General features: G+C 69.6%; 20 protein-coding genes. 17 read left to right on the top strand and 3 right to left on the bottom strand.

Going from position 1 to position 21,321, the window contains the following annotated elements; genetic code table 11:
* Positions 1–6: 6 nt before the first annotated feature.
* Together OG385_RS01975 and OG385_RS01970 are read right to left on the bottom strand one after the other, a co-directional pair.
* A complete protein-coding gene (locus OG385_RS01975; RefSeq protein ID WP_266851233.1) occupies positions 7–468 on the bottom strand; it encodes an SCP2 sterol-binding domain-containing protein in 462 nt (153 codons plus the stop codon).
* Between the two features lie 132 nt (positions 469–600).
* The gene (locus tag OG385_RS01970) at positions 601–1,803 is read right to left on the bottom strand and encodes a helix-turn-helix domain-containing protein (RefSeq protein WP_266851232.1); all 1,203 of its coding nucleotides are present in this window, start codon (positions 1,801–1,803) and stop codon (positions 601–603) included.
* Positions 1,804–2,447: 644 nt separating this feature from the next.
* Between OG385_RS01970 and OG385_RS01965 the strand changes: the two genes are divergently transcribed.
* Together OG385_RS01965 and OG385_RS01960 are read left to right on the top strand one after the other, a co-directional pair.
* Positions 2,448–3,020 carry a hypothetical protein gene (locus OG385_RS01965; RefSeq protein WP_266851231.1) on the top strand — a complete coding sequence of 191 codons (573 nt, stop codon included), beginning with the start codon at positions 2,448–2,450 and terminating at the stop codon, positions 3,018–3,020.
* Positions 3,021–3,191: 171 nt separating this feature from the next.
* On the top strand, positions 3,192–4,697 hold the full coding sequence (locus OG385_RS01960) for a DUF6801 domain-containing protein (RefSeq protein WP_266851230.1): 1,506 nt from the start codon (positions 3,192–3,194) through the stop codon (positions 4,695–4,697).
* Between the two features lie 149 nt (positions 4,698–4,846).
* Here the strand turns inward: OG385_RS01960 and OG385_RS01955 are convergent, their stop codons facing one another.
* Positions 4,847–5,791, bottom strand: coding sequence for a hypothetical protein (locus tag OG385_RS01955; RefSeq protein ID WP_266851229.1), 945 nt, complete (start codon positions 5,789–5,791; stop codon positions 4,847–4,849).
* Positions 5,792–6,295: 504 nt separating this feature from the next.
* On the opposite strand from OG385_RS01955, the gene OG385_RS01950 reads away from it, so the two are divergent.
* The 15 genes from OG385_RS01950 to OG385_RS01880 all read left to right on the top strand — a co-directional run bounded on the left by OG385_RS01950 (position 6,296) and on the right by OG385_RS01880 (position 21,283).
* Complete coding sequence (locus OG385_RS01950; protein WP_266851228.1) at positions 6,296–7,285, top strand: ABC transporter ATP-binding protein; 990 nt, start codon at positions 6,296–6,298, stop codon at positions 7,283–7,285.
* Positions 7,282–8,139: an ABC transporter permease gene (locus OG385_RS01945; RefSeq protein ID WP_266851227.1), complete on the top strand. Its 858-nt coding sequence runs from the start codon at positions 7,282–7,284 to the stop codon at positions 8,137–8,139. Before OG385_RS01950 ends, OG385_RS01945 begins: the two co-directional genes overlap by 4 nt.
* Positions 8,140–8,142: 3 nt before the next feature.
* The gene (locus OG385_RS01940; RefSeq protein ID WP_266851226.1) at positions 8,143–8,946 is read left to right on the top strand and encodes an ABC transporter permease; all 804 of its coding nucleotides are present in this window, start codon (positions 8,143–8,145) and stop codon (positions 8,944–8,946) included.
* Entirely contained in the window at positions 8,943–10,184 is a 1,242-nt protein-coding gene (locus tag OG385_RS01935; RefSeq protein ID WP_266851225.1) for an MCE family protein, read from the top strand. Before OG385_RS01940 ends, OG385_RS01935 begins: the two co-directional genes overlap by 4 nt.
* The gene (locus tag OG385_RS01930; protein ID WP_266851224.1) at positions 10,181–11,212 is read left to right on the top strand and encodes an MCE family protein; all 1,032 of its coding nucleotides are present in this window, start codon (positions 10,181–10,183) and stop codon (positions 11,210–11,212) included. The genes OG385_RS01935 and OG385_RS01930 overlap by 4 nt, the downstream gene beginning before the upstream one ends.
* Entirely contained in the window at positions 11,209–12,258 is a 1,050-nt protein-coding gene (locus OG385_RS01925) for an MCE family protein (RefSeq protein WP_266851223.1), read from the top strand. The genes OG385_RS01930 and OG385_RS01925 overlap by 4 nt, the downstream gene beginning before the upstream one ends.
* Positions 12,255–13,439 (top strand): MCE family protein, encoded by a 1,185-nt coding sequence (locus OG385_RS01920; protein WP_266851222.1) that lies wholly within the window; start codon positions 12,255–12,257, stop codon positions 13,437–13,439. Before OG385_RS01925 ends, OG385_RS01920 begins: the two co-directional genes overlap by 4 nt.
* Before the next feature lie 80 nt (positions 13,440–13,519).
* Complete coding sequence (locus tag OG385_RS01915; protein ID WP_266860561.1) at positions 13,520–14,629, top strand: MCE family protein; 1,110 nt, start codon at positions 13,520–13,522, stop codon at positions 14,627–14,629.
* On the top strand, positions 14,629–15,891 hold the full coding sequence (locus tag OG385_RS01910; protein WP_266851221.1) for an MlaD family protein: 1,263 nt from the start codon (positions 14,629–14,631) through the stop codon (positions 15,889–15,891). Before OG385_RS01915 ends, OG385_RS01910 begins: the two co-directional genes overlap by 1 nt.
* Entirely contained in the window at positions 15,888–16,400 is a 513-nt protein-coding gene (locus OG385_RS01905; protein ID WP_266851220.1) for a hypothetical protein, read from the top strand. Before OG385_RS01910 ends, OG385_RS01905 begins: the two co-directional genes overlap by 4 nt.
* Positions 16,397–17,005, top strand: coding sequence for a hypothetical protein (locus tag OG385_RS01900; RefSeq protein WP_266851219.1), 609 nt, complete (start codon positions 16,397–16,399; stop codon positions 17,003–17,005). The genes OG385_RS01905 and OG385_RS01900 overlap by 4 nt, the downstream gene beginning before the upstream one ends.
* A gap of 11 nt (positions 17,006–17,016) precedes the next feature.
* Positions 17,017–17,577, top strand: coding sequence for a hypothetical protein (locus tag OG385_RS01895; RefSeq protein ID WP_266851218.1), 561 nt, complete (start codon positions 17,017–17,019; stop codon positions 17,575–17,577).
* A 24-nt stretch (positions 17,578–17,601) separates the two neighbouring features.
* Positions 17,602–18,417 (top strand): hypothetical protein, encoded by an 816-nt coding sequence (locus OG385_RS01890; RefSeq protein ID WP_266851217.1) that lies wholly within the window; start codon positions 17,602–17,604, stop codon positions 18,415–18,417.
* Between the two features lie 41 nt (positions 18,418–18,458).
* Positions 18,459–19,700: a lytic transglycosylase domain-containing protein gene (locus tag OG385_RS01885; RefSeq protein WP_266851216.1), complete on the top strand. Its 1,242-nt coding sequence runs from the start codon at positions 18,459–18,461 to the stop codon at positions 19,698–19,700.
* 143 nt (positions 19,701–19,843) lie between these two features.
* The gene (locus OG385_RS01880) at positions 19,844–21,283 is read left to right on the top strand and encodes a gamma-aminobutyraldehyde dehydrogenase (RefSeq protein WP_266851215.1); all 1,440 of its coding nucleotides are present in this window, start codon (positions 19,844–19,846) and stop codon (positions 21,281–21,283) included.
* Positions 21,284–21,321 lie beyond the last annotated feature (38 nt).

Below are 21,321 nucleotides of genomic sequence, written 5' to 3'. Positions count from 1 at the left end.
TGGCTCTCAGGCCTTGGGGATGTCGAAGTACCGGGTGAGCCCCGAGGCCAGGCCCAGGTCTCCCGCGATCTTGACCTTGCGCAGTATGAAGAGGGTCACCGGGCTCGCGTTGCCGGACACCAGCTTGAGGAAATCGGCGTCGCCCATGGTGAGTGTGAGACGCGGATCGGCCTCCGAGCGGCCCTCGGCGACGGTGCACACGCCGTCGGCGATCGTGGTCTCGTACACCACGTCGCTCTCGCCCGTGATCTTCCAGCGGATCACGGCGGCGAGCGAACCGGCGCTGTCCGGGCGGAACTGCCGCTCCACGCGCCCGAATACCTCCGCGAGTACCTGCCGTCGCAGGTCACCGCGGGCGATTTCGCCGAGTTGCCTGGGGGAGAGCCCCTTGATGATCTTCGCGAACTCCTGCGGAGTGACGGAAGCGAAATCCAGCTCCGCCAGTCTCTCGCTGATGTTGTCCGCCACGAGCGCTTCCTTACTACCGAGTAAATTTACCGGGAGGTCACGTTATGGCGCGGCGGGCGTACGGGCAAGGTGGCGGTCCGGCCGCCGGGCCGGCGCCCGGAAGAGCCCGGATCCGGAGGGCGCTCGCCGGGATCAGCTGCCGCTCGATTCGAGCCGCATCGCGCGCAGGACGATCTCCAGGGCGAACCGCCGCTCCGGATCGGACAGTTGCTGTCCGAAGATGCTCTCCAGGGTGCGCATCCGGTAGCGGACGGTCTGTGCGTGCACATCCAGGACCTCACCCAGCTGGGCGGCGGTGCCGCGAGTCGCGAGCCAGGCGTGCAGCGTCTCCAGGAGACGGTCCTTGCGGTTCGCGGTGAGGTGGGAGACGGGGGCCAGTTCCCGCCCTGCCAGTTGTTCGAGGAGCGCCCGGTCGGAGAGCAGCCAGAGGGTCACCAGGTGGTCCTCGCAGCGGATCGTCGGGGCGTCCCCGATGATGCCGGTGTCGACGAGGTCGAGCACCCGGCGGGCCCAGCGGAGCGAGTCCGCGGCGTTCGCGAGGGGGACGTCGATGCCGATGGTGCGGTGCGCTCCGGGGAGTGCGGCGTCGAGCATGTGCTGTCTTCGCTCGTCGTACGGCCCGGGGATCAGCAGATGGGGCTGCGGCTCCGCCAGATCGGCGAGGACATCGTTGTCCAGAAGGGCGGAAGGGATACCCGCGGGCGGTCGCAGGGCGACCAGGGTGACCTGTTCGGGCAGTGTCCAGCAGGTCTGCTCCGCGAGTTCGGCGATGGCGGCGCGGGGTACCGGCGAGCCCGCGAGAATCAGATGCAGCAGGCGGCGCCGCTGGTTGTCCAGCTGGTCCCCGCCGGCCGTCCTGACCTCCAGATAGCCCTCGCGGGACAGCGCTTCGAGTTCGTCGACATAGGTGAACAGCGCGTCGGCGAAGGTGAGCATCAGGGTGGGGGAGAGGTTGTAGCGCCGCCCCACCCGCTTCGCCCGCCGCAGCGCGATCCGGGCGCCGAGCCGGTACGCGCCCTGGAGCTGGTCCAGGCTCCTGCCCTCGTACGCCTCGAACCGGCCGAATCTCCGGCACATCTCGTCCCGCAGCGCGGACGACGCGGTGGGCTCGGCGACCTGGTCGACGAAGACGGAGATGTTCTGCTCCACGCCGATCCGGATGCCCTGGGCGTAGGGGCCTTCGAGCAGCCGTGCGTACTCGGGGTAGGCGCGGGTGACCTCAAGCCCGATCTCTTTGATCAGGCTGGGGAGTTCGGGCCGCATGACGGCCGCGAACTCCTGGGGGAGCGGTCCCAGTGGTTCTCCGATGTCCGAGGGTTGTGCAACTCCCGGCATTCCTCGACCCCTTGCTCTCCGGCGCCCGGTGGGGGTGGCCGACGGGAGAGCGCTCCCGGAGACCTTCAGGTGCGTACCAATTTGGGCTGCCGAACATAGCCGAAGGCGGGGGCCGGTGGACACAACCACGACAGGGCCGGAGGTGAGCGGGGGAGCGTATCCAGCCAATCCATGGCGTGGGTTCCGGGCGCCGGACGGACCGGCCGGTCAATTCCTCTCCGGTTTCGGCGCGTTCCTTTGTCATTTGCTGACAAGAAAAAGGCGCCGGCCGGAACGAGTGCTGTGATGCCGGGAGCCGGCCGGGCCAGGAACGGGCAACTGTCACCCGGTCACACGGCGGGCCACGCGGAATTACTCACATTCAGCTAATGCGGACCTCGGCGCTTACTCGCCGGACAACAGGAAATCCACCACGGAGAACCCGCCCCCGGATTTCTTCGTACAGGCCATTGCGGACTCAGGTTACTCAATCGTAGCGTCATCGCCGCACGGTCGGGACAAACGGTCGCCCGGGACGAAACCGCCTTCCGGCCAAGTGAACCTCGTGGGGGTTCCGTTCTTCGGGGACGGAACTCCGGGAATCTGATCAAGACGCCACGAAGGGAAATCACACCATGCACAAGCTTGCCGCAAGAGCCGCAGTCGTGACCGCCGCCATCGGTGCGGCCGTCGGGCTGGCCGCGACATCGGCATCGGCCACCGCCACGTCCTCGTGGACGGTCACCCACTCCGGCGCCTACACCGCGCACGCCGTCAACCCCTCACTGGCGGTGCCCGCGGCGACTCTGAACTGTGCGTCGTCCGACGTGACCGCGGGCTCGCTCCAGGCGACGAGCCCCGACGGCGCCGGGATCGGCACCATCGGCACCATCAAGTTCACCAGCTGCAGCGTGGCCGGCATCACCTTCAACGTCACGATGAAGGCCACCCCGTGGAAGATCAACGCGGTCAGCATGAACTCCACCCACCCGACCTGGGTCAACGGCACCGTCAGCGCCATCTCGGCGCACATCTCGGGCGTCGGCTGCGCGGCCGACTTCACGGGTACGGTCAACGGCCACTACGACAACACGGCCCACGCCCTGGTGATCGACGGCACGGGCAACGGCCTGGTCGCGTCCGGCGCGAGCTGCCTCGGACTCATCAACAACGGTGACGTGGCGAGCTTCAACGCCTCGTACGCGGTGAGCACCCTGCCGGTGATCAGCACGCCGTAACGCGGGTGGGCACAGCGCTACGGGCCGGAGGCGGCAGGACTGCCTCCGGCCCGGATTTCACGTTTGCGGCCCGGCAGCCGGCAGGACCGCGCGGCAGAGCAGCGACCGGACCGTACAGCGACCAGACCCGTACAGCGACAAGACCGTATGAGGCGGAGGGACAGGGCCGGCATGAATCCCAGGACACCTGCGAAGGGCGGCAGGCGGCCGGTACGGCTGGCCTCGGCCGCGGCGGCCGCGCTCGTCGCCGGACTGCTGGCCGGCAACGGCTCGGCCGCCGGTGAGGGCGGCACCCCGGCCACCCTCTCGTACGACTGCGGTCTCCCTTCCGGCTCCGGCCGTGCCACCGTCGAGGTGGCGATGAACCTGCCGGCATCCGCCGAGGCCGGCAAACCCGTGCAGCCGGGGCCGGTGAAGGTCACGGTCGGGCTGGCCCGCGGGGATCTCGCGGCGCTGCTGCCGAAGGACACCGACGCGGTGCTGAGCACCGGCTCACTCGCCGTCAAGGTGAGCCAGAACGACCAGTCGGCCACGGCGATGTGGTCGGATCTCGCCGCGCCCAGTACGCCTGTTCCGGCGGAGGGCGATGTGCGGCTCGTCCACTCGGGCCCGGTGCCCACCGTCACGGTCGGCGGCACGGGTGATGTCACCCTGGCCGCAGGTGAGTTGAAGCTCGGGCTGCTGACCGCGACGCCCGGCACCGGACAGCAGGGCGCCCCGGAGCCGGTCCCGCTGGTCTGCGAGCCGGCCGCCGGCCAGGACCTGCGGCTGGGGACCGTTCCGGTACCGGGGGCCGGGAGCACCGGTCCCGCCACCTCGCCGGGCAGCCCGGGAGCCAGCACGCCGGCCGGCGGGAAGGGACGGAAGGACGCGGACGGCGGTGTCACGGTGCAGCCCCGGTCCGACCCCGCCCCGGTGGGCAAGTGCCCGACCGTGATACCGAAGGGCAAGGTCGACATCAGCGACGCGCCCGTGGCGCCGCCGGGTGCCACACCCGGGGAGTACGACCTGCCCGGGAGTCCGGGCTGCGCGTACGCCCTCGGGGTGGCCAACGTCAGCAAGCTCAACGGCGCGATGATCATCAATGACCCGAAGCGCAAGCCGGTGACGATCAGCGTGCTGGCGGTCGTCCACTCCTCGGTGCGGTCGAGCGTCCAGCCGGGTGGCCTCTATCTGCGGCTCGACTCACTCGCGGACCTGCGGCTCCCCGACGCCGAATCGACGTTCCTGACGTTCGGCTTCCAGCCGGTCACGGCGAAGGTGCATTTCGAGACAGGGCCGGTCACCATATCGACCGGGAATGTCGGCACGAGTGTGTTCTCGGTGATCTCGTTCAAACAGTCCCTGCGGCTGTACGACGTGAAGGTGAACGGGACTCCACTGGATGTCGGCAGTGCGTGCAGAACCGCGACACCGTACAAGGTGGTTCTCAACGGCGGTGCCAAATACACGAATGTCTTCTACGGCGGCACGCTCGACGGCACGATAGACATTCCCAAGTTCTCCGGGTGCGGTGCGAACGGTGAGGACCTGGATCCGCTTTTCACCGCATCACTCTCGGGGCCCGGGAACAGTATTGAGATGAATCAGGGGACGACCTGCATTCCTGACTCGCCCAACAATCTCTGCCCGCCCGATATGCCCGAGCTGCCGGGCTCCGGGACCTCCAAGCCGTGAGGTGACGCTCCGTCGTGCCGACCGCTCGCCATGAATGGCTGGTTGTCGGCACCGGGCGCTGTGCCGGGCCGCATCACCGGGCCCGGCAGGCCGATGGGGCCGCCCCCGCAGCCGGGGCGGCCCCATCGGGGCAGGTGTGGCGAGACCCGTCAGGGTCGTACGGCCGAGTGCCAGGCGTCCGAGAGTGCCTTGCCCTCGCCAGGGGCGACGCTCGCCGGGTCGTTGAGGGTGGCGACATAGGTCGAAGCGCTGTTCAGGGTCACGCTGTTCTTGCCCGATGCGGACGGCAGCGCCGTCTTCAGGTTCACCGCCCAGTTCAGCAGGTCCAGCCCGCAACCGCTGGCGCCGGGGACCGCGTAGGCCGAGTCGCCCTGGTTCGCGCCGATGAGGTTGATCCGGCCCAGGGCGCCGTTCGGGTCGGCGGTGCCGTCGGCGTCGAACGCCTCGGTGCCGGGGGTCGGGGCGGTGACGTTCTGCGGGCGCAGCAGGATGGGGTCCGACGAGGTGCCGATGTAGCACTTGTCGCCGAGGAACGGGTTCTGCAGATGGATCCGCACCGGCAGCGTCACGATCGGCTTCCCCGTGGTGGCCCCGGCCAGCAGGGTGAAGTCGCTCGGGTTGTTCACCGATTCGATGGTGGCGGTGACCCGGTTGAGGCTGTTGTCGGTGATCTGGTGGCAGATGCCGCTGACCAACGGGACGTTGCTCGGGCACATCAGGCCCAGCAGGCCGCCCGGGAGCTGTGCCGAGTCGGCCACCAGGGCGCCGCCCGCGGGGGAGACCAGCGTCGATGAGCCGTCGGGGTGGGTGATCACGCCGAGTTGCAGATCGCTCGCTCCGGTGGGCACGACGGAGTTGCCGAGCTTGATGGAGCCGTTCGCCGAGTGCGAGGAGACGCAGAGCGCGGTGTCGCTCTGCCCGTCGGCGGCCAGCATCGCCGGAGCGTCCACGGGGCACCGGGAGAACGGCGCCCAGCTGCCGTTGAGGTTCACGGGCCCGCTGGCCGCGGTGGCCGTGCCCACGGACACAAATGCGGCGAGGGCGGTGGAGCCGGCGAGCAGCCCCAGACGCGACCGGGTGGAAACGGATCTCATGTCTTCCCCTTTTTCGGCAGCCGGCCGGAAGGCGGTGCCGTACTCGGACCTGATGGGTCTGCGGCGTGCCGGAACAGGTGTGAATTCACCGAGCCGTGAGGTTACTGGCGGGAAACACCGCTGCACAATCCTGCTCGCGGAATTTATCACTTCTGGATGAATTTCCTTGCTGAGCTGCTCAGTTACCGCAAAGGGGAGGGCGGCGGCGAGATGCCGGGACAAAACTTGCGGGGCTGGCTATTGCGGCCCCAGGTTACCCGGCCGTAACGTCGCTCTCCGCGAACCTCTCGGCCGGTTGAGGCCGGGTGTAAGTCCCTCACCTGCGTCCATGCTGTGAGTGAGCACTTTTCAACAAGGTTTCCGCACGGGCTTGTCACCTCATGACAAGTAGCTCAATTTCTTGGGGAGTTACCTGTTCAAGGGCTTGTCCCGGCGGCGCCGGTGAACTTAACGTGCGCCTCTCGGCGCACTTCTGTCACTTCGTGAGTGCATGCAGGAGGTGAGATGGGAATCGAAGTAGTTGTTGAAGGGCTCACGAAGTCTTTCGGCAAGCAGAGAATCTGGCAGGACGTGACACTCACGCTCCCGGCCGGTGAAGTCAGTGTGATGCTCGGCCCTTCCGGCACCGGAAAGACCGTGTTCCTGAAGTCTCTGATCGGGCTGCTGAAACCCGAGCGGGGCAGTGTGCTCATCAACGGCGTCGACATGGTGAACAGCCCCGAGCGCGACATCTACGAGACCCGCAAGCTCTTCGGCCTGATGTTCCAGGACGGTGCACTCTTCGGATCGATGACCCTCTTCGACAACGTGGCCTTTCCGCTCCGGGAGCACACCAGGAAGAAGGAGTCCGAGATCCGCCGCATCGTCATGGAGCGGATGGACATGGTCGGCCTCCTGGGCGCGGAGGAGAAGCTGCCGGGGGAGATATCCGGCGGAATGCGCAAGCGCGCCGGTCTCGCGCGCGCCCTCGTACTCGACCCCCAGATCATCCTCATCGACGAACCGGACTCCGGACTCGACCCGGTCCGTACGTCGTACATCTCCCAGCTCCTCATCGATCTGAACGCGCAGTTCGACGCGACGATGCTGATCGTCACCCACAATCTCGACATCGCGGCCACCGTGCCCGACAACATGGGGATGCTCTTCCTGCGCAACCTGGTCACCTTCGGGCCCCGCGAACTGCTCCTCACCAGCGAGGAGCCGGTGGTCGCGCAGTTCCTGAGCGGCCGGCGCGAAGGGCCGATCGGGATGTCCGAGGAGAAGGACGCGGCGACCCTCGCGGCCGAGCAGCGCAGCGCGGCCGGCTCCCGCCCGCAGGCGCCGCGGCCCATCGTCCCGCAGCTCGAACCGTCCGAAGGGCTGCCGGAGCGCCAGGCGGTGCTGCGCCGCAGGGAACGCGTGCTGGGCATGATGGCGGAGCTGCCCGAAGCGGCGCGCACCGCCATCCTCAGGAGTTACGCGGCCCCGGCCTCCGGCGGTGGCCGGCCATGACCGCACAGGTACCGGTCCGACCGTCCGAGCCGTCCGCGGACGGCGGCGGGGGCAAGGCCGCCGACTACCGGCAGCCCCGCCCGCCGCTGCGGGTGCTCGCCCCGCTGCGCGAGACCGGGAAGCTCTTCGCCCTCGGAGCCACCGTGACCCGGGCCGTCTTCCGAAGACCCTTCCAGGTAAGGGAGTTCATCGAGCAGTTCTGGTTCATCGCGAGCGTCACCATCCTGCCCGCCGCCCTGGTCTCGATCCCCTTCGGCGCGGTCATCGCCCTCCAGGTCGGCTCGCTCACCCAGCAGCTCGGCGCCCAGTCCTTCACCGGCGGAGCGAGCGTGCTCGCCGTCATCCAGCAGGCCAGCCCGCTGATCGTCGCGCTGCTCATCGCGGGCGCCGGCGGCTCGGCGATCTGCGCCGACCTCGGCTCCCGGAAGATCCGCGAGGAGCTGGACGCGATGGAGGTCATGGGCGTCTCACCCGTCCAGCGCCTCGTCGTCCCCCGGGTGCTCGCCACCATGTTCGTGGCGGTCCTGCTGAACGGACTGGTCTCGGTCGTCGGCACACTCGGCGGCTACTTCTTCAACGTGATCCTTCAGCACGGCACACCGGGCGCCTACCTCTCCAGTTTCTCCGCGCTCGCCCAGCTGCCCGACCTCTACATCAGCGAGGTCAAAGCGCTGATCTTCGGGTTCCTCGCGGGGATCGTCGCCGCCTACCGAGGTCTGAACCCCAGGGGCGGCCCCAAGGGTGTCGGGGACGCGGTCAACCAGTCCGTCGTCATCACCTTCATGCTGCTGTTCTTCGTGAACATGGTCCTCACGGCGGTCTATCTCCAGATCGTCCCCGCGAAGGGGAGCTGAGAGATGTCCATGCTCGGCTGGCTCGACCGCTCCGGCGACCAACTCGTCTTCTACGTACGGGCGCTCATCTGGATCCCGCGTACCCTTCGCCGCTACATCAGAGAGGTCCAGCGGCTGCTCGCCGAGGTCGCCTTCGGCAGCGGGGGCCTCGGAGTCATCGGCGGCACCATCGGCGTGATGGTCGGCATGACCCTCTTCACGGGGACGGTCGTCGGCCTCCAGGGATACGCCGCGCTCAACCAGATCGGCACCGCCGCCTTCACCGGGTTCATCTCCGCGTACTTCAACACCCGCGAGATCGCCCCACTGGTGGCCGGACTCGCCCTCTCCGCGACCGTCGGCGCGGGCTTCACCGCACAGCTCGGCGCGATGCGCATCAACGAGGAGGTGGACGCCCTCGAAGCGATGGGGGTGCGCTCCATGCCGTACCTCGTCACCACCCGGATCATCGCCGGGGTCGTCGCGATCATCCCGCTGTACGCGATGGGGCTGCTCAGCTCGTACGTCGCGTCCCGTCTGGTGACCGTCCTCTTCAAGGGGCAGTCGTCCGGCACCTACGACCACTACTTCAACCTGTTCCTCTCCCCGGACGACGTCCTGCTCTCGGTGCTCAAAGTGCTGATCTTCAGCGTGCTGGTGATCCTGGCCCACTGCTACTACGGGTTCCGCGCCACCGGCGGCCCCGCCGGGGTCGGGGTGGCGGTCGGCCGTTCGGTGCGCAACGCCATCGTGCTCATCAGCGTCACCGACTTCTTCCTCTCCCTCGCCATCTGGGGCGCCACCACGACCGTGAAGGTGGCCGGATGAACGCGCGGACCGTACGGCGCAGGCTCGCCGGCGTGGTCTTCATCGTGGTCCCCGCCCTGCTGATCTGGCTGTCGATCGCCGTGTACCAGAAGGACTTCACCGACTCGGCGACGGTCCGGGTGGACACCGACACCGTCGGCAGCGAGATGCACCTCAACGCCGATGTGAAGCTGCGCGGTGTCGTCATCGGGCAGGTGCGCGGCATCAGCTCGGACGGCGGCGGCGCCCGGCTCACCCTCGCCATCCAGCCGGACAAGCTGGGCCAGGTCCCGTCCGACGTCACCGCGCAGATGCTGCCGACGACACTGTTCGGTGAGCGGTACGTCGCACTCGTACCGCCGGCCCACGCGTCCACCCGCGCGCTCAAGGCGGGCGACACCATCCCGCAGGACCGCTCGCGCAACGCCATCGAGCTGGAGCAGGTGCTCGACCATGTGCTGCCGCTGCTCACCGCGGTCGAGCCGCAGAAGCTCTCCGCCACGCTGACCGCCGTCTCGCAGGCCCTGAGCGGCCGGGGGCAGCAGCTCGGCGACACCTTCGTCACCCTCGACACCTACCTGAAGAAGCTCAACCCTCAACTGCCCACGCTCAACCGGGACATCGCGGAACTGGTGAAGGTCACCAAGGTCTACTCCGACGCGGCGCCCGACATCCTCAGCGCGCTCACCGACTTCACCACCACCAGCTCGACGCTCGCCGAGAAGCAGGCCGAACTGGCGGGCCTGTACGGCACCACCACCAGAACCGCCCAGGACGTCACGGCCTTCCTCCAGCAGAACAAGGACAACATCATCCGGCTCTCCGCGACCGGCCGGCCCACCCTGGAACTCCTCGCGAAGTACGCCCCCGAATTCCCCTGCACCCTGAGCACCCTGGCGGGCTTCGTCCCCGCCATGGACAAGGCACTCGGCAAGGGAACGGACGAGCCGGGACTGCATGTCAGCCTCGTCTCCGTCCCCTCACTCGGGAAGTACACACCGGGCCGGGACACCCCGTCCTACACCGCGAGCGGCGGGCCGCACTGCTACTCCGTCCCCTACATCGGCAAGACCGTGCCGACCGCCGCCACCGGCGCGAAGAAGTCGGACAGCCTCGGGCTGCCCAACTCGCCCCAGGAGAACCAGCTCGTCAACGAACTCCTTGCCCCCGGCGCGAAGGCTTCGGCGCAGTCCCTTCCCGACTGGAGCAGCCTGCTGGCCGGCCCGGTCTTCCGCGGTGCGGAGGTGAGGCTCAAGTGAAGCGCCGCAGCCTGACGGCTCCGCTCGTCAAGTCCCTGGTCTTCGTCCTGGTGACCTCGCTGGCCACCGTGGTACTCGGGCTGAGCATCGCCAACACGGATGTCGGCGACACCGTCTCCTACCGGGCGCGCTTCACCGACGCCACCGGCCTGATCGCCGGGGACAGCGTACGGATCGCCGGGGTGAAGGTCGGCCAGGTCGAGTCCGTGAAGGTCGCCGACCGGCGGCTCGCCGAGGTGCGCTTCGCGGTGGACAAGGGGCGCACCCTGCCCGCTTCGGTGACCGCGTCGATCAAGTACCTCAACATGGTCGGCCAGCGGTACGTCGACCTGGAGCAGGGCACCGGGCCCGTCGGGAAGCACTTCCCGCCCGGCGACACCATCCAGCTCTCGCACACCACACCGGCCCTGGACCTCACCGAGCTGTTCAACGGGTTCCAGCCGCTCCTCCAGGGGCTGGCCCCGGCCGAGATGAACCAGCTCGCCAACTCCATCGTGCAGGTGCTCCAGGGCGAGGGCGGCACCGTCGACAGCCTGCTCCAGCACGTCGGATCGCTGACCACCACGGTCGCCGCCAAGGACAAGGTCATCGGCCAGGTCATCAAGAACCTCAACACGGTACTGACGACGGTCAACGACCGGGAGTCGGACTTCAACGACCTCGTCGTCACCCTCCAGCAGCTCGTCACCGGCTTCGCCGGGGACCGCAAGCCCCTCGGGGACGCGATCACCGCGATGGGCGCACTGACGACCTCGACCGCCGGACTGCTCCAGGACGGCCGGGCGCCGCTGAAGAAGGACATCAGCGAACTCGGCAGGGTGTCGAAGCAGTTGGGCGACGGCACCCCGCAGCTCCAGGACTTCCTGCGGAACACACCCGGCAAGATGCAGGCCGTCACCCGGCTCGCCTCCTACGGATCGTGGCTCAACCTCTATCTCTGCGAGGCCCGCGTGACGGGCGTGACCACATCGGACGGCAGCAAGCCGCCCACCGGCATCGCGGTCACCGAATCGAGGTGCCAGGGATGAACGCGCCCCGCCTGCGGCTCCCGCGGCTCAAACCCGTACGGGAGCGCAACCCGGTCGCCGTGAGCGTGGTCGGACTGCTGGTGCTCGCCCTGATCGGGCTCGCCGCCTACCGCGCCGACTCGCTGCCCTTCATCGGCGGCGGCACCACGTACACCGCCGACTTCACCGAGTCGGCGGGGATCGGCCCCGGCGACGAGGTACGGATCGCCGGGGTCAGGGTCGGCCAGGTGAAAGCGGTCGCGCTCGACGGCGCCAAGGTGAAGGTGACCTTCAAGGTCAAGGACGCCTGGGTCGGGAACTCCAGCACGGCGGCCATCGCCATCAAGACGCTGCTCGGCGACAAGTACCTGGCACTCGACCCGGTCGGCACCGGGCCGCAGAACCCGTCGGACCGGATCCCGCTGAGCCGCACCACATCGCCGTACGACGTCACCCAGGCGTTCAGCGGACTCAGCGACACCATCGGCGACCTCGACACCAAGCAGCTCGCGAAGAGCTTCGAGACGATCTCGGACACCTTCAAGGACTCGCCCCCCGACGTGAAGAACGCGGCGACCGGCCTCTCCGCGCTGTCGCGGACGGTCTCGCAGCGCGACGCCGAACTGGCCAAGCTGCTCAAGGGCAGCAAACAGCTCACCAAGACCCTCTCCGACAAGAACAGCAGCTTCGACGCCCTCCTCAAGGACGGCAATCTGCTGCTCGGCGAGATCCAGAACCGGCGGGACTCCATCCGCCGGCTGCTCACCGGCACCACCGACCTCGGTACGGAACTGACCGGCCTGGTCAAGGACAACAACAAGCAGCTGAAGCCCACCCTGACCGCGCTCGACAAGGTCACGGCCGTCCTGCTGAAGAACCGCAAGAGCCTGGACAAGGCGCTGTCCCTGGCCGGTCCTTACTACCGGCTCGTCGGCAACACCCTGGGCAACGGGCGCTGGTTCGACAGCTACATCTGCGGGCTCGTCCCGAAGAACTACCTGCCCGCGGGCACACCTCCGGCCACCGGATGTGTGTCGCCCCGGCAGAGCCAGGGGAGCAGCCGATGAACCACACCACCAGGCGGTTCGTGGGGATCGGGGCCGGGCTCGTCCTGGTCGCGGGAGTGACCACCACCGGGGTCATGGCCCTCGACAGTGCGGGAGGCCACCGGATCACCGCCTACTTCGACCGGGCCACCGGCCTCTACGCAGGCTCCGACCTGCGGATTCTCGGAGTCAAGGTGGGCCGGGTCGACTCCGTGCGGCCGGAGGGCCGGGAGGTACGGGTGGTCCTCGCCCTCGACAAGGGCGTGAAGGTGCCGGCCGACGCCCGCGCCCTGATCGTCGCGCCCAGCATCGTCGCCGACCGGTACGTCCAGCTGTCACCCGCGTACGCCGGCGGCCCGCAGCTCAAGGACCGGGCCACACTCGCGGCGGACCGCAACGCCACCCCCGTCGAGGTCGACCAGCTGTACGCGAGCGTCACCCAGCTGGCCACCGCACTCGGGCCGAAGGGCGCCAACTCGAAGGGTGCGCTGGACGATCTGCTCAAGACCGGCGCGGCCAACCTGAAGGGCAACGGCAAGGCGATCGGCGACTCGATCGAGCAGTTCGGCAAGGCGGCCAAGACACTCGACAAGAGCAGCGGCAACCTCTTCGACACCCTCGCCTACCTCCAGTCCTTCACCACGATGCTCAAGGGCAACGACGGAAAGGTGCACACGGCGGAGCAGCAGCTCGCCACGGTCTCGGGCTTCCTCAACGACGACAAGGACGATCTCGGGACCGCCCTGAAGGAACTGGGCACCGCGCTCGGCCAGGTGAAGACCTTCATCGAGGAGAACCGCGGGTCCCTCAAGAAGAGCGTCAGCCGGCTGCGGCCCATCACCGACACGCTGGTCGAACAGCGGGCCTCGCTCGCCGAGATGCTGGACGACGCGCCGCTCGCGGCCGGGAACCTCCTCAACGCCTACGACCCCGTGCACCGCACCATCGACGGCCGGGGCAACCTCAACGAGATCAGCATGAACGGCCGACTCGGCGGTGCGGGCGCGGCGTCCACGGCCGGAACGGCGACCGGAGCCGCCGGCGGGGTCCCGGCCGGCGCGGGGCTCGACGGCCTGGTCCCCGTACAGCCGTCACAGCGGAAGTCGCTGCCCACGCTGCCGCTCCCGGCGGTCGGTGACGTGTACGGGTCCCCGTCGAGGACGGCCGCGAATCCCACGGCACACAAGGGGGCCGCCCGATGAGCCGGACCACTGCTTCCCGTACGTCCCGCACCTCCCGTACGTCCCGCACCTCGCGTACGGGCATCGCGGCCGCGGTCGCTATGGCCGTCGGCTGCACCGTTGCCCTCGGCGGCTGCGCGGCGCCGTCGTTCTCCGGCATCGAGAACCTGCCGCTGCCCGGTGGCGCCGACCTCGGCTCGCACCCGTACGAGATCACCGCGGACTTCGGCGATGTGCTGAACCTGGTCCCGCAGGCCGCGGTCAAGGTGAACGACGTGGCCGTCGGCCGGGTCTCCAGGATCACGCTCTCGCCGGGGAGCTGGTCGGCGCGGGTCACCATGCGGGTCAACGGCAAGGTGCGCCTGCCGCGGAACGCCTACGCCCAACTCGAACAGTCCAGCCTGCTCGGCGAGAAGTTCATCCAGCTCACCGCCCCCGACAAGGGCGCTTCGGCCGGCCGGCTCACCGACGGCCAGACCATCCCGATCTCGCGCACCAACCGCAACCCGGAGGTCGAGGAGGTCTTCGGCGCGCTCTCGCTGCTGCTCAACGGCGGCGGCGTCCAGCAGCTCAAGACCATCAGTACCGAACTCAACAAGACCCTGGGCGGCCGGGAGCCGCAGATCCGCTCCACGCTCCAGTCCGTCAACACCCTGGTGACCAGCCTGGACGGGCACAAGAGCGACATCACCCAGGCGCTCGACGGCGTCAACCGGCTCTCCGCGACGCTCGCCACCCGCAAGGAGAAGATCAGTAAGGCGCTCACCGGGCTCAGCCCCGGGCTGAAGGTGCTGGAGAAACAGCGCGGCTCCCTGATCACCATGCTCAAGGCGCTCGACACCCTCTCCGGGGTCGCCGTCGACACCGTGAACAAGAGCAAGGCCGACATGGTCGCCGACCTCAAGGCGCTCGCGCCGACGCTCCGGCAGCTCGCCGACTCCGGCAAGGACCTGCCCGACTCGCTGCAGGTGCTCTTCACGTACCCCTTCACCGATGAGGTGCTGCGCGGTGTGAAGGGCGACTACCTCAATGTCTATCTGGATGTGACGGCCGTGCCCGGGACCCGGATCGTTCCGCCGATCACCCTTTCGGGAGGAGGCGCGCAGGGAGGCACCACCGACGGGGCCAGCGCGTCGCGGAAGGCGGGCGCCGCCACCCCGCCGCTGCCGCTGCCCTCCCTCACCGCCCCGTCCACGGAAGGCGGCCACTGATGGTCACCAGGGCCACCCGGCTGAAGAACATCGCCTTCCTGCTGATCGCGGTGCTCGTCCTCGGCTACCTCGGCGCCCGCTACGCCGACCTCGGGCATCTGGTCGGGCTGCGCGGCTACTACGTGGTGAAGGTCGAACTCCCGGAGACCGGAGGCCTGTTCACCCACGCCAACGTCACCTACCGGGGCGTCTCGGTGGGCCGGGTCGGGCCGATCCGGCTGACCGGTGACGGGGTGGAGGCCGACCTGCGGATCAGTGACTCGGCGCCCCCCATCCCCGCCGATCTCAAGGCGTCCGTCGCCAACCTGTCGGCGGTCGGCGAGGAGTACATCGATCTGCGGCCGGCCGCCACGGGCAGCCCGTACCTGGAGGACGGCTCCAGGATCGCCCGCGCCGACGCCAGCATCCCGGCCCCAGTGACCAACGTCCTCACCAGCGTCAACGACCTGACGTCCTCGGTGGATCTGGACGCGCTGCGCACGGTCGTGGACGAGTCGGGCGCCGCGTTCGACGGGCGCGGCGAGGACCTCCAGGTACTGATGGACAGCAGCAAGGACTTCCTCAAGGCCGCGGACAAGGCGCTGCCCACCGACACCAAGCTGATGACCGACGGCGAGACGGTGCTCCACACCCAGACACAGGAGGGCGAAGCGCTGAAGTCCTTCGCCAGGGGCGCCAAGGGCCTTGCCGGACAGCTGGTGGAATCCGACACCGATCTGCGCGCGCTCATCGCGGCCACGCCCGAGGCCGCGACACAGGTCAGCGGACTGCTCAGAGATCTGAACCCGGATCTGAGTGTGGTCGTCGCCAATCTGCTGACCACCTCCGACGTGGCGGTCACCCGGCAGCGCGGTACGGAGGAACTGCTGGTGAAACTGCCGGCGGTGGCCGCGGCCGGGGCGACAGCGATCAACGCCAAGGGAGCACGTTTCGGTATGGCCGTCACCTTCTTCTCGCCGCTGCCGTGCACCGCCGGGTACGGCGGGACGACGTACCGCAACGGCCTGGACACCAGCGCCACTTCGGAGCTCAACACCAGCGCCCGCTGCACATCCCCGCCCAGTACCGGCAAGGAAGTGCGCGGTTCGGCGAACGCACCGGGCGGCGGCCCGCTCCGGGCACCCGCCAAGCCGGGATCCCTGCTCCTGGGTACGGACGCCGGAGGGTCGGGCTCACTCCCCGGCGCCCTGGGGACGCCCGCACTGCCCGCCGGCGGCCCCACCGATCTGGGCGGCCTGCTCGGTCTCGGAGGCGGCGCGTGACCACCCGTACCAAGGTGCTGAGCTGGGTGGCCGTCGCGCTGGCCGTCGTCTTCTGCGCGGTCTCCGGGTGGGTGTACTGGCAGGCGCACCAGGACGGTTCGCTGAGGTACGCGGCGTCCCGGGACGCCGCGCTGGCGGCCGGGCGCGAACGGGTCGCCCAGCTCAACACCCTCGATGTGAAGGACACCGACAGCGGGCTTCGGCAGTGGCTCGACGCCTCGACCGGGGCGCTCCACGACAAGCTGGCGGCCACCCGGGCCACCGACCGCACCACCCTGACCAAGGCCGGCACCTCCGCGCGCGGCACTGTCACCGACGCCGCGCTCACCGCGCTCGACGACCGGGCGGGCACGGCGGCGCTGATCGCCACCGTCAAGGTCGCCATCACCCCCAGGGGCGGTACGGCCACGACCGACCGTAAGCGTTTCACTGCCACGCTCGCCCGCACCCCGGACGGCTGGAAAGTCACCGCACTCAGCGCAGTGCCGGTCGGTAAGGAGGGCGCGTGAGCAGCACTGTGGAGGACGTCGGAGGAGTGGACGCCCAGGACACTCAGGACACGCAGGACGCCCCGGACGCCCCGGACGAGGAGACGCCCGAGGCGAGCGGTCGCGGTCACCGGCGGGCCCTGCTCGCGGCAGGTCTGGCCGTCCTGCTGCTGGTGCTCGGTGGGGCCGGGATGCTGTTCAGGGCCCACCAGTTGAGGAGCACCCCGGCCGCCGGGAACCGCGCGCTCACCGACACGGAGGCCACTTCGCAGGTCACCGGGGACGTCAGTGACACGCTCGGCAAGGTCCTCTCCTACACGCCGCAGGCCACCGACGTCACCGCGCAGTCGGCGCGCGAACTGCTCGCGGGGAAGGCCGCGAAGCAGTACACGGCGCTCTTCGGACAGGTCGGGAAGCGGGCGAAGGAGCAGAAGCTGACGCTCACCACCCAGGTGGTGCGGGCCGGAGTCACCCGGCTGACCGGCAGCGAGGCGCGGCTGCTGGTCTTCCTCGACCAGACCGCACAGCGCAAGGACAGACCGGCCGGGGTGGTGGCCGCGCAGCTGTCGGTGACCGCCGAACTCCGCGGCGGCAACTGGCTGATCACCGACATCACGGCCCGCTGAGGGAGACGTACATGCCCAGGACACCCAGGACAACCAGGACGCTCGGGACGCTCAGGACGGCAAGGAATCCGCTGACCGTCGTGGCGCTCGCGCTGGCGCTGCTGGCCGCGGGTGCGGCGGGCTGGGGAGGGTGGTCCTGGTACGCGGCAGCGCACGACGACTCCGCCGCGTACGCACGGTCGCGGGACCAGGTACTGGCCGCGGGGGAGCAGGCCGTACAGAACATGAACACCCTGGACCACCGGAAGCTGACGACCGGCCTCGACGCGTGGGAGGCGTCGACCACCGGGGATCTGCACAAGCAACTCACCGATGGCAGGCCCGAGTTCGAGAAGCAGATCAAACAGGCGCAGACGGTCTCCACGGCGAGGGTGCTCTCCGGCGCGGTCACCGAACTGGACGACCGGGCGGGCAGGGCGAGCGTGATGGTGGCGCTGCGGATCACGGTGACCGCGCCGAAGGGCAAACCGGCCGAGAAGGAGAGCCGGCTGCTCGGCGAACTCACGCGTACGTCCGGGGGCTGGAAACTCAGCGCCCTGGGCCAGGCACCCGTCGGCAACACCGCCGGCTGACCCAGGAGAGGAGCTGAGGACGACATGTCGACCACCCGTCATCTCATCAACCGGCAGCGGCGACTGGCGGCCGTGGCCCCGGTACGCGTCAGGCCACGGCCGGCGGAGGACCAGCCCGAAGCGCCCGGTCCCGGCGCCGGTGCCGGTCCTGGTGCCGCCGCGGATGCCGAAGCCGTAGGGGCCGAACCGGAAACGGCCGAACCGGAAACGGCCGGACCGAAAGAGGCCGGACCGGAAGAGACCGGACCCGAAGCGGCCGGGGCTACCGGGTCCGGCGCCGGGGCCGCGTCCGGGACGGCCGGGGCTGCACGCCCGTGGCTCCGTACCCTGGTGCGGCTGCCCGTGGTGCTCGCCGTCCTCACCGTGCTGCTCGGCGGATTCGCCGCCTACGCAGGGACGCGGGCGTCCGCCCTGCACGACTCCGCCGCGACCAGCAACGGCGCATTGAGCGACGTGGCCCGTACGACCGAGGTGAAGGGTCAGGTCACCAGCGCCGTCAACGCCCTCTTCTCGTACGACTACACCAACACGGCCAAGGCCGACCGGGCCGCGGCGACCCTCCTCACCGGGAAGGCCGTCAAGCAGCACAAGGACATGCTGGCGGCCGTACGCGCGCAGGCGGCCAAGCAGAAGCTCGTGCTGACCACCACCGTCACCCAGAGCGGTGTGGAGCTGATCGACGGCGACCGCGCGCGCGTGCTCCTCTACGCCGACCAGAGCAACACCGACACAGCGGCGAAGAAGGACCGGACGACCTACGCCGCGGCCATGTTCGCCGTGGACGCGGTGCGCGGTGGCGGCAAGTGGCGGATCGCGAACATCGACACCTTCACCCGGTGACCCAGCCCGGGGATTCCGGAACTCCGATGAGGGAGCGGCATATGAGGCACGTGCGGCGGATGCGGCGGGGACTGGGGGGCAGTGCGGTGGCCGCGGTGGCCATGGCCGCGCTCACGGCCTCGCAGGCGCCAGGGCTCGTGCACCATCAGCTGCCGCAGCCCAAGAGATCATCCGTACCGGCCGGTGAGACCACCGCTCAGGTCGAAGGCCCCACGGACAACTCGTTCCACACCGAGATCCCGCCGCTGGTCACTCCGCCCCCGCCGGGCAATCCGGTCGATGCCAGTGGCGTGGGACCGGTGTACGAACAGTCGGGGATCCCGGCGACCGTGCTGGCCGCCTACCGGTCGGCCGAGGCACAGCTGCGCCGCAGCGACCGCGCCTGCGGGCTGCCCTGGCAGCTGCTCGCCGCGATCGGCAAGGTCGAATCGGGGCAGGCGCGGGGCGGGGCGGTCGACAAGCACGGCACCACCCTCGCGCCGATCCTCGGGCCGGTGCTCAACGGCTCGGGCTTCGCGCACATCCCCGACACCGACCACGGAGCGTACGACGGTGACGCGACGTACGACCGGGCGGTGGGCCCGATGCAGTTCATCCCGTCCACCTGGGCGGCCTGGGGGCAGGACGGGAATCACGACGGCAAGAAGGACCCCGACAACGTCTTCGACGCCGCGCTCGCCGCCGGACACTATCTCTGTGCCGGGGGCCGTGATCTCCGCAGCAGCGGCGGTCTGGACAGCGCCGTCCTCAGCTACAACCACTCCGACGCCTATCTGAGGCTGGTGCTGTCCTGGCTCTCCTTCTACCGGCACGGGACGCACGCGGTCCCGGACGGCGAAGGGGTCCTGCCGAGGAGCCCGGGCGCGGGCGGCGCGAACGACGGTGCACAGACCGGCAAGGCGCACCAGCACGGCGGACACGGACACGGACAGGGGCACGGACACGGGGGCCACGGCGGCGGGATCGTCATCGGTCCCGCGCCCTCCCACACACCGTCCGCGAGCCCGTCCGACGGCGGCACGCCGACTCCGCCCGGCAGTTCACCGAGCGCCCCGGGAGATCCGGGCGGCGGCACCGGCTCGCCTTCGTCGGGCCCCACGTCGGGACCGCCGGACACCTCGTCGCCCGACCCCGGCAGCGGCGGCAGCACACCGCCGGACTGCCCGTCGCCGTCACCGTCCCCTTCCGGCTCGCCCACGCCGGACCCGGCCCCGACGAGCACGCCGAGCACCCCGGGCGACGGCTGCGCGTCCGGCCCCGGAGCCCCGGGTGCGCCGTCCTGACGGTGCTCCTCGGGCCCTGCTCCTCCGACCGTGCTCCTTCGTCCGTGCCCTCCTCCGACTGTGCCGTTCTGTAGGGGGCGGCTGGGGCGGGTGCTCCACATTGTCCGGTCACGCGGGCCGCGGATTCCGTGAGGCTGGTGTCCATGCTGCGCAACTACATCAACGGTGAGTTCAAGGAGGCGGCCGACGGCCGCACTCTCGATGTGATCGACCCCTGTACGGGAGAGGTGTACGAGACGTCCGCGCTGTCGGGGGCCGCCGACGTCGACGCCGCCATGGAGGCCGCGGCCGCCGCGTTCCCCGCGTGGCGCGACGCGACCCCCGCCGCACGCCAGAAGGTGCTGCTGCGGGTGGCGGACGTCTTCGAGGAGCGGGCGGCCGAGCTGATCGCGGCCGAGGCGCGCGACACAGGCAAGCCGCTCGCGCAGCTGACGGACGACGAGATCCCGCCGGTCGTGGACCAGATCCGCTTCTTCGCCGGGGCGGCCCGGCTCCTGGAGGGCCGGTCGGCGGGCGAGTACATGGAGGGGCTGACCTCGATCATCAGGCGGGAGCCGGTCGGCGTCGTGGCGCAGGTCGCGCCGTGGAACTATCCGCTGATGATGGCGGTCTGGAAGTTCGCTCCCGCCCTCGCGGCCGGGAACACGGTCGTCATCAAGCCGTCCGACACCACCCCCGCGTCGACCGTCCTGGTCGCGGAGATCATCGGCGGAGTGCTGGCCGAACTCGGCCACAGCGAAGGCGTGTTCAACGTCCTGTGCGGAGACCGGGAGACCGGCCGGCTGATGGTCGAGCACGCCACCCCGGCGATGGCCGCGATCACCGGCTCGGTACGGGCGGGCATGCAGGTCGCGGCCTCGGCGGCCAAGGACGTCAAGCGGGTCCACCTGGAACTGGGCGGCAAGGCGCCGGTCGTCGTCTTCGACGACCTCGACGGCGAAGCTCTCACCAAGGCCGCCGAGGACATCGCGGTGGCCGGCTACTTCAACGCGGGCCAGGACTGCACGGCGGCGACCCGTGTCATCGTGCACGAGTCGGTCCACGACGCGTTCGTCGAGGCGCTCGCCAAGGCGGCGACAGCCACCAGGACCGGCGGCCCGGAGGTCGCCGACGCGTTCTTCGGCCCGCTGAACAACGCGAACCAGCTGGCCCAGGTGACCGGGTTCATCGACCGGCTCCCCGGCCACGCCACGGTCGAGGCGGGCGGCCACCGGGTCGGCGACCAGGGGTACTTCTACGCCCCCACGGTCGTCTCCGGACTGCACCAGGACGACGAGATCATCCAGAACGAGGTCTTCGGCCCGGTCATCACCGTCCAGTCGTTCAGCACCGAGGACCAGGCCGTCGCCTACGCCAACGGCGTCGACTTCGCGCTCGCCTCATCGGTGTGGACCAAGGACCACCAGCGCGCGATGCGGATGTCCAAGAGCCTGGACTTCGGCTGCGTGTGGATCAACAACCACGGGGCGCTCGCCGCGGAGATGCCGCACGGCGGATTCAAGCTCTCCGGTTACGGCAAGGACCTCTCGGCGTACGGATTCGAGGACTACACGCGGATCAAGCACGTCATGACCGCGCTCTGACACTCGGCGGTCCGCCGCGACACCGGTACCCGTGAAGG

Source organism: Streptomyces sp. NBC_01306 (assembly GCF_026340465.1).
In the GTDB taxonomy this organism is placed as follows: Bacteria; Actinomycetota; Actinomycetes; order Streptomycetales; family Streptomycetaceae; genus Streptomyces.
The sequence above is the reverse complement of the archived record's forward strand: the minus strand, read 5'-3'. Positions and strand labels throughout refer to the sequence as shown.